Genomic DNA, 6,633 nt, shown 5'->3' on the forward strand with positions numbered 1-6,633 from the left:
CCCTTCCTGATCTACTTCACCGAAGACGGCAGCGCACTGGTGGCCTGCGCCCGCCTGCAACGGTGGGTCGAGCGATCGCCGCTTCAGGAGTTCGATCCGGCGGCCCTCCTCGGCCTGCATAGCGGCTTCGTACCGCCGTTCGTGGGTGCGCCCTCAGCTGCACTGATACGCCGACGTTCGCGCCTGTTGATGTCAGGACTAGATGTCAGCTGCCTCGCTGACGTCCCTGACCCGCGGATCGCGAGGCCAAGGCGTTTGTGGGGTCACAGGGCGTGTCGCCCCCCCATGAAGGGGGCGATACGCCCTGCCGCGCCGCTGGCTAACCCATGGTCTTGGCGCCGTCCAGGGACTCGCGGATGATGTCGGCGTGGCCGGCGTGCTGGGCGGTCTCGGCGATGATGTGCATCAGTACCCGGCGGGCCGACCATCGCGCGCCCGGCTCGGACCACGGGGCCTTCGGCAGTGGTTGTGTGGCGTCCAGGTCGGGGAGGGCGGCGACCAGTTCGTCGGTTCGGCGGGCTGCCTCGGCGTAGTCGGCGAGCACGCCGCCCAGTGTCTCGCCGGGCAGCATCCGGAACTCGTCGGCCCGTCGGGCCCAGTCGGCCTCGGCCATGGTGGTGAAGTCGGGCATCGCCGACGGGCCGTCCAGGATGAACTGCGCCCAGGTTCGCTCGACCGCGGTGACATGTTTGATCAGGCCGCCCAGGCACAGCTGGCTGGCGGTGGTCCGGCACCCGGCCTGCTCGTCGGTGAGGTCACGGGTGGTGAACCGCAGGAAGTGCCGATGCTTGGCCAGGGCCTCCAGCAAGTCGGCGCGCTCGCCGGTGGCGGTCGGCTCATGGGCCGAGTCGTGGGTGGCCAGTTCGTTGACAGTCACGGTCTCGCTCATGGTCTCTGCCTTCCGTGGTTCGTGTTCCGCCGGGCAAGGAGGACGCTAGGGGCCATAGAGGTCAGATTCTGACCTAAAGGACCGGAGGAGTGAGGACGCTGAGGCTTGACCTGGTGCTTCACCTGTCAGAGTGGCGGGAGAAGATCTTCTCCCGTATTTCTCCCAGCGTCCGGGCACCAGCGTGTAGATGACCGGGGCCTAGCTGCTGACACCGGTGAGTTCTGTGAACGCAGCTGTTCCTGAGCAGCCGATCAGGAACCCGATAAGGACCCCGCCCCAGAAGTCCTCCACGGTGATGAAGGACTGTGCCTCGGACTTCCGTGCTGCGAAGACGATCGCGGCTGTGCTGAGGATGACAGCGAGCACGAGTGAACCAAGAGCCGTTCCGAGATGGTCGTGAAACAGGGGGCTCAGGCTGCCGGCGTCCTGGAGTTCACAAGGGGATCGACGGGATCAACGCCGATGAGTGGACGCCGAGGGAGCTGCGGCACAGCTTCGTGTCCCTGCTGTCCGACCGGGGCGTCCCGCTGGAAGAGATCTCGCGACTCGTCGGCCACTCGGGGACGGCCGTCACGGAGGAGGTCTACCGGAAGCAGATCCGGCCCGTGATTCAGACCGGGGCTGTGGCCATGGACGGGATCTTTGGGGCGCAGGAGGGGCGCCCGTAACCACGCGAAAAGCGGTAGTCACGCAGTTAGACACGCAGATCAAACAGATCACCCACCTACTAGTGACTAGTAGGTGGGTGACCTGCTGTTTCGGCTGTCGGGGTGGCGGGATTTGAACCCACGACCTCTTCGTCCCGAATGAGGTTCGGGCAGGATTACCATCGGGTGGATTGCTGTTTTGCCTGTTCAGGGCGTCGGGGTGGCGCGGTTCCGGTTGGTGCCGAAGGGGCTTGGGGAGCGGGTCGGCTCCCAGATGGCTCCCAGTGGGACTTCAGTCGATGCCCCCGCATGAGGAGTGGGACCGGATTCTTGCCGGGTGGCGCCCGGCGCTACGCGAAGGGGCCCGGCCCCCGAGGACCGGGCCCCTTCCGCGACTGCTTGGGGGGCGACTACTTGGGGGGACGGATGACGTCGGTGCCCACCCAGGGCCGCAGTGGCTCGGGCACGACGACGGAGCCGTCGGGCTGCTGGTTCTGCTCGAGAATCGCCGGGAGGAGGCGGCTGGTGGCCAGGCCGGAGGCGTTGAGGGTGTGCACGAACTCCGTGTTCTTGGCGCCCTCGGGACGGTAGCGGACGTTGGCACGGCGGGCCTGGTAGTCACCCGCCCAGGAGGCGGAGGAGACCTCCTTGTACGTGCCGATGCTCGGGATCCACACCTCGACGTCGTACGTCATCTTCATGCTGGCGCTGGCGTCCCGCGCCGCGAGCAGCGACGTCTGGTGGTGGAGTCCGAGCTTGCGCACCAGGTCCTCCGTGCGCTGCACCAGCTCGTCGAGCGCGGCGCGTCCGCCCTCGGGCGTCACGAACTGGAACATCTCGACCTTGTTGAACTGGTGGCCGCGGATCGTCCCGCGCTCCTGCGTCCCGTGGCTGCCGGACTCCCGCCGGTAGCAGGGCGTGTAGGCGAATGCCTTGACCGGCAGCCGGTCGGTCGGGACGATCTCGTCGCGGTACACGTTCACGATGGCCGTTTCCGAGGTCGGGAGAAGGAACGAGCCACGCTCCCCCTCGTCCGCCTGAAGGTGGAAGACGTCGTCGTAGAACTTCGGGAACTGGCCCGCCGCGTAGCCGGCTTCCTCCGTCAGCAGGTGCGGGGGGAGCATGAACTCGTAGCCGGCGGCGAAGTGCTCACGGCAGAAGAAGTCGAGGAGGGCCCACTCCAGGGCCGCGCCCAGGCCTGTGTACAGCCAGTGGCCGCTGCCGCCGAGCTTGGCGCCGCGCGCGTAGTCGACCAGTCCCAGCCGGGTGCTCAGTTCGACGTGGTCCAGTGCCCCCGGTCCGAGGTCGGGCTGCTCGCCCCAGGTGCTGACGACCCGGTTGGCCTCCTTGCCGCCAGCCGGCGTCTCCTCGGCGGGCAGGTTCGGCAGCTCCATCATCAGCTCGTGCAGGCGGCTCTCGGCCTCCGCGAGCTCGGTCTCGATGGCCGCGATGCGGTCGCCGGACTCGGAAGCCGCCCGCTCCAGCTCCGCCGTGTCCTGGCCGCGCCCGCGCAGCGAACCGATCTCCTTGGACTGCTTCTTGCGCTCGGCACGCGCGTCCGCGGCGGCCGCCACGAGCTGACGCCGGAGCCTGTCCGCCTCCAGGACCGGCTCCAGGTCCACCTTGTCCATGCGTTTCAGAAGTGCTTCCCGTACCGCCTCCGGGTCCTTCCTGATCAGCCCGATATCGAGCATCTTGTCTGAGCCTCCTGAACGCGTTCTCGCACTGGGGTTTCGATGTCGGCGCGGGGACCGGGGGTCCCGGGCGCCTGTCAACAGTTCATGATGCTGCCTCGGCGGCGGCCAGTCCCTCGGATTCCGTGACCGAGGGAGCGCGTCCGCCACTGACCTTGCCGACCACCAGCGACGTGGGAGCGTTCGTCGTCGGTCACAGCCGGAGCCTGCGGCTGGGCGGAGACGGTCCGCTGGAACAGATCGATCAGCGTGGCAGGCGTGCGTGATGGGTTCATCGAGGGTTCCACTCGTCGTTCCACTCGTCGTTGCGGACCGAATTCCCGACCACGGGACATCCGTGCCGTTCTTTGACACTTCCGGCCTGGTGAGGGGTCAGGAGCCCCACGTCAGATCGTCGGGACTGGCCTGTGCCACGACCGTCTTCCCGGCGGTCGTCTCAAAGCCGGCGCCGCCGGCCATCGCAGGAAGTGCCAGGGCTGCGACGGCGAAGAGCGACAGCACAACTGCTTTCACAGTCCTGAACGCGAGCATGGCATTCACTCCAATGAGGTCCGGAATCAGTGGCAGGCCGACAGAGGAACGCGGATTTCGGTGAGATCCGGGGCCTCTTGGCCTTCAGTGGTTCCACTGTGCCGAGACCGGGGGGAGGAGTGAAAGAGTTTGCCGTTGGACGGATTTGACCTTGGCACAATGCGTCCAGCGTCGCGTCGCACGGCATCACCCTCCGGCGTCGCCCGGTGGGCCCTCGCCTTTGGTGATGAGCTTCTCGTAGTAGGCGAGGGGCGCCTCGGCGCTGCACCGGAGCAGGCTGAACCCGCGGAGCTGCGGGGCTTCGGAGAGCACGCGGTGGCACATTCGGCGCGCGCCGCGCTCCGCCGCCTCCAGAGAGTCGACCACGAGGAAGAGGCCGAGCACGAGGCCGGTTCCGGCCTCGGCGTGGACGCTCACATGTTCAAGACCCGTGTCGGCACCGGCATGTCGCATGATGAGGGCCGCCATATCGACGGGGATGTCGGATCCGACTGCGGCACGAAGCACTGCCTGGATGAGGTACATACGCAGGATCATGCATGCCGGGCAATAGAGCTCATGTCCCCTCAACCTGGACGCTTCCGGCCATTACATAAACAGGCCAAGGCCGGTGACCGCTCGGCATTCCTCCCTCGGCACCTTCAACTCATACTCAGTCAAGGAGAGTTCACCTCCCGCCACCTCTTTTCTCCCGCGTGCGGGCGGCGGTCGGCCCACGGCGGGCAGCGGTCGGCCCGCGGCGGGGCCTTTACGGAATCCGAAGCCACGCCATTCCGATGGAGTTGATCTACGACCTACAATCTGTGCCATGCGGGGATCGGTTGATCGGAGGGGGGCCCATGCTGGAGACACTGGGACTTGATGACCGCTCGGAACAGGTTTACCGGGCGATGCTGGTACATCCGTCGGAAGGCGTCACCGCGCTCGCGAAACGGCTCGGAATGGGTGATTCCGACGTCCGGGAAAGTCTCGACGCCCTCAGCTCACTGTCCCTCATCCGGCCGTCAGTGGGAGAAGGCGCCGAGTTTCTGATGGTGAGCCCAGAGGTGGCGATGGAGCTTCTGCTGACGCGGCGTCAGGCAGATCTTGCCGCGCAGCAGGAACGCCTGGAGGCTTCCCGGGCCGCCGCGGCCCAGCTGATCGCCGAGTACTCCGTACTCAACCGGGGACAGGGCGGCTCCGAGTCCGAGCAACTGGTGGGGACCGACGCGATTCGCCTGAGGCTGGCCCGGCTGGGCGAGCAGGCCCGGTCCGAGGTCATGACGTTCGCGCCCGGAGGCGCCCACAGGACCGAGGACCTCCAGGCGAGCCGCGGACCCAACGAGGCGCTGCTGGACCGTGGCGTGCGGATGCGCACCGTGTATCTGGACAGCGTGCGCAACCATCAGCCCACGCTGGAGCACGTGGCATGGCTGAACAGCAGGGGCGGCCGCGTACGCACCGCGCCCGCCCTGCCCGTTCGCATGATCATCATCGACCGGCATCTGGCCGTCCTGCCGACGGACATCTCCGACGCGCGCGCCGGCGCGGCGGTGCTGACCGGGCCGGGTGTCGTGGCGGCGCTGTGCGCGCTCTTCGAGCAGGTGTGGAGCACCGCCGCCCCTCTCGGGGACACCCCTTCGGCGGACTCCCGTGGACTCTCCCCGCAGGAAGCGGAGGCACTGCGCCTGCTCGCGAGCGGTCTCACCGACGAGGCGATGGCCAAGCGGCTGGGCGTGTCCCCGCGGACGGCACGGCGTATCGCCGCGGACCTGATGGACCGTCTGGAGGCCAGGAGCCGGTTCCAGGCCGGAGTGCACGCGGTCCAGAACGGCTGGCTCCCGAAGAGTCGCCACTGACCCCGGACGCGTCAGCTCCGATTGCCGTGCGCGGTCCGGCGGCCATGGAGAGAGGGCGTCTGCAGGGTCATTTCAGAAATCCGGCACCAGGATTTCTGAATCCCTCTTCTCGTCACTACTCGGGATATTCGCACGGGGGTTTGCTGTGTCCGTTTCCAAGCGATTCGTCAAGGCCGCCGCCATCAAGTCCGCTGTTCTGGCGGCAGCGCGTCTCGCGGCCTTTGGCCCCGCTGTCGTTCCCGGACACTCTCCGGCCGACCGGCACCAGACGTGGACCAGCGCCGCCTCGGCCCCCACCACGCCCGATGTTCCCGACGACCTGACGTGGGGCTCGTGAGCGCCGGCGCTCAATTGCGCGTGTCCTGCGTGATCACGCAGCTCGGTTTTCGGGCCTCTGGCCATGCTCGAAGTACACCGGCGCAGAGCCGATCCTGGCCTCGGCCGCCGCGAGGATGCGTCGGGCTAGTCGCGGGATCGTGCGCTCAGTGATCTGCTCCGGGGAGAGAGGCGCGAAGCCCTTGAGCTCCTCGGGCTGCAAGGTGATCGCCGCCAGGTCCTCTGGCAGCACTTCGAAGACCAGGGCTGGGAACGGCTCGCCGCTGGCGACCGGTGGGAGGAACACGGGCTCGTCTTCTCGTCGGCCGTGGGCAAGCTGCTCGAGGCGAGCCACTTGCGGCGTGCCTTCCGCCAGGGGCTGAAGAGTGCCGAGGGGATCAACGCCGATGACTGGACGCCTCGGAGCTCCGGCACAGCTTCACTTCCCTGCTCTCCGAGCGCGGCGTCCCACCGGAGGAGATCTCCCGGCTCGTCGGGCACTCTGGTACGGCCGTGACCGAGGAGGTCTACCGGAAGCAGATCCGGCCCGTGATCCAGACCGGCGCCGTGGTCATGGACGGCATCTTCAAGCGGGGTCCGGAGCGGTAGTCACGCAGATGGACACGCACACGAAAACAGGTGGGCCGCCTAGGAACGTTCCTAGGTCCTGTCTGGAGTTCGGATCAGGAGTTTGGTAGATCGCCTGCGCGCGGGGGCTT

The 6,633-nt window shown here is 67.5% G+C and carries 7 protein-coding genes and 2 pseudogenes; 3 read left to right on the forward strand and 6 right to left on the reverse strand.

Annotation, left to right across the window (positions count from 1 at the left end):
- Positions 1–319 precede the first annotated feature (319 nt).
- Positions 320–889 carry a DinB family protein gene (locus ACFSL4_RS36605; protein WP_381092409.1) on the reverse strand — a complete coding sequence of 190 codons (570 nt, stop codon included), beginning with the start codon at positions 887–889 and terminating at the stop codon, positions 320–322.
- Positions 890–1,087: 198 nt separating this feature from the next.
- Positions 1,088–1,255 (reverse strand): hypothetical protein, encoded by a 168-nt coding sequence (locus tag ACFSL4_RS36610; protein WP_381092411.1) that lies wholly within the window; start codon positions 1,253–1,255, stop codon positions 1,088–1,090.
- A 71-nt stretch (positions 1,256–1,326) separates the two neighbouring features.
- On the opposite strand from ACFSL4_RS36610, the pseudogene ACFSL4_RS36615 reads away from it, so the two are divergent.
- Positions 1,327–1,557 (forward strand): annotated as a pseudogene (locus ACFSL4_RS36615) (tyrosine-type recombinase/integrase); the annotation flags it as partial.
- 389 nt (positions 1,558–1,946) lie between these two features.
- On the opposite strand, the gene serS reads toward ACFSL4_RS36615, so the two are convergent.
- The 3 genes from serS to ACFSL4_RS36630 form a co-directional block, all read right to left on the reverse strand.
- Positions 1,947–3,230 (reverse strand): serine--tRNA ligase, encoded by a 1,284-nt coding sequence (gene serS, locus ACFSL4_RS36620; protein WP_381092413.1) that lies wholly within the window; start codon positions 3,228–3,230, stop codon positions 1,947–1,949.
- 372 nt (positions 3,231–3,602) lie between these two features.
- Positions 3,603–3,761 carry a hypothetical protein gene (locus ACFSL4_RS36625; RefSeq protein ID WP_381092415.1) on the reverse strand — a complete coding sequence of 53 codons (159 nt, stop codon included), beginning with the start codon at positions 3,759–3,761 and terminating at the stop codon, positions 3,603–3,605.
- 186 nt (positions 3,762–3,947) lie between these two features.
- Positions 3,948–4,214, reverse strand: a complete 267-nt coding sequence (locus ACFSL4_RS36630; RefSeq protein ID WP_381092417.1) for a hypothetical protein — start codon at positions 4,212–4,214, stop codon at positions 3,948–3,950.
- Between the two features lie 386 nt (positions 4,215–4,600).
- Here ACFSL4_RS36630 and ACFSL4_RS36635 point away from each other — a divergent pair, with 386 nt between their 5' ends.
- A complete protein-coding gene (locus tag ACFSL4_RS36635) occupies positions 4,601–5,599 on the forward strand; it encodes a helix-turn-helix transcriptional regulator (RefSeq protein ID WP_381092419.1) in 999 nt (332 codons plus the stop codon).
- Positions 5,600–5,969: 370 nt separating this feature from the next.
- Here the strand turns inward: ACFSL4_RS36635 and ACFSL4_RS36640 are convergent, their stop codons facing one another.
- Positions 5,970–6,269, reverse strand: a complete 300-nt coding sequence (locus ACFSL4_RS36640; RefSeq protein ID WP_381092421.1) for an NUDIX hydrolase — start codon at positions 6,267–6,269, stop codon at positions 5,970–5,972.
- On the opposite strand from ACFSL4_RS36640, the pseudogene ACFSL4_RS36645 reads away from it, so the two are divergent.
- Positions 6,153–6,523: pseudogene (locus ACFSL4_RS36645) on the forward strand (tyrosine-type recombinase/integrase); the annotation flags it as partial. The gene ACFSL4_RS36640 and the pseudogene ACFSL4_RS36645 sit on opposite strands and share 117 nt — an antisense overlap.
- Between the last annotated feature and the right edge of the window lie 110 nt (positions 6,524–6,633).

It is taken from the genome of Streptomyces caeni, from assembly GCF_042678285.1.
GTDB classification, from domain to species: Bacteria; Actinomycetota; Actinomycetes; order Streptomycetales; family Streptomycetaceae; genus Streptomyces; species Streptomyces caeni.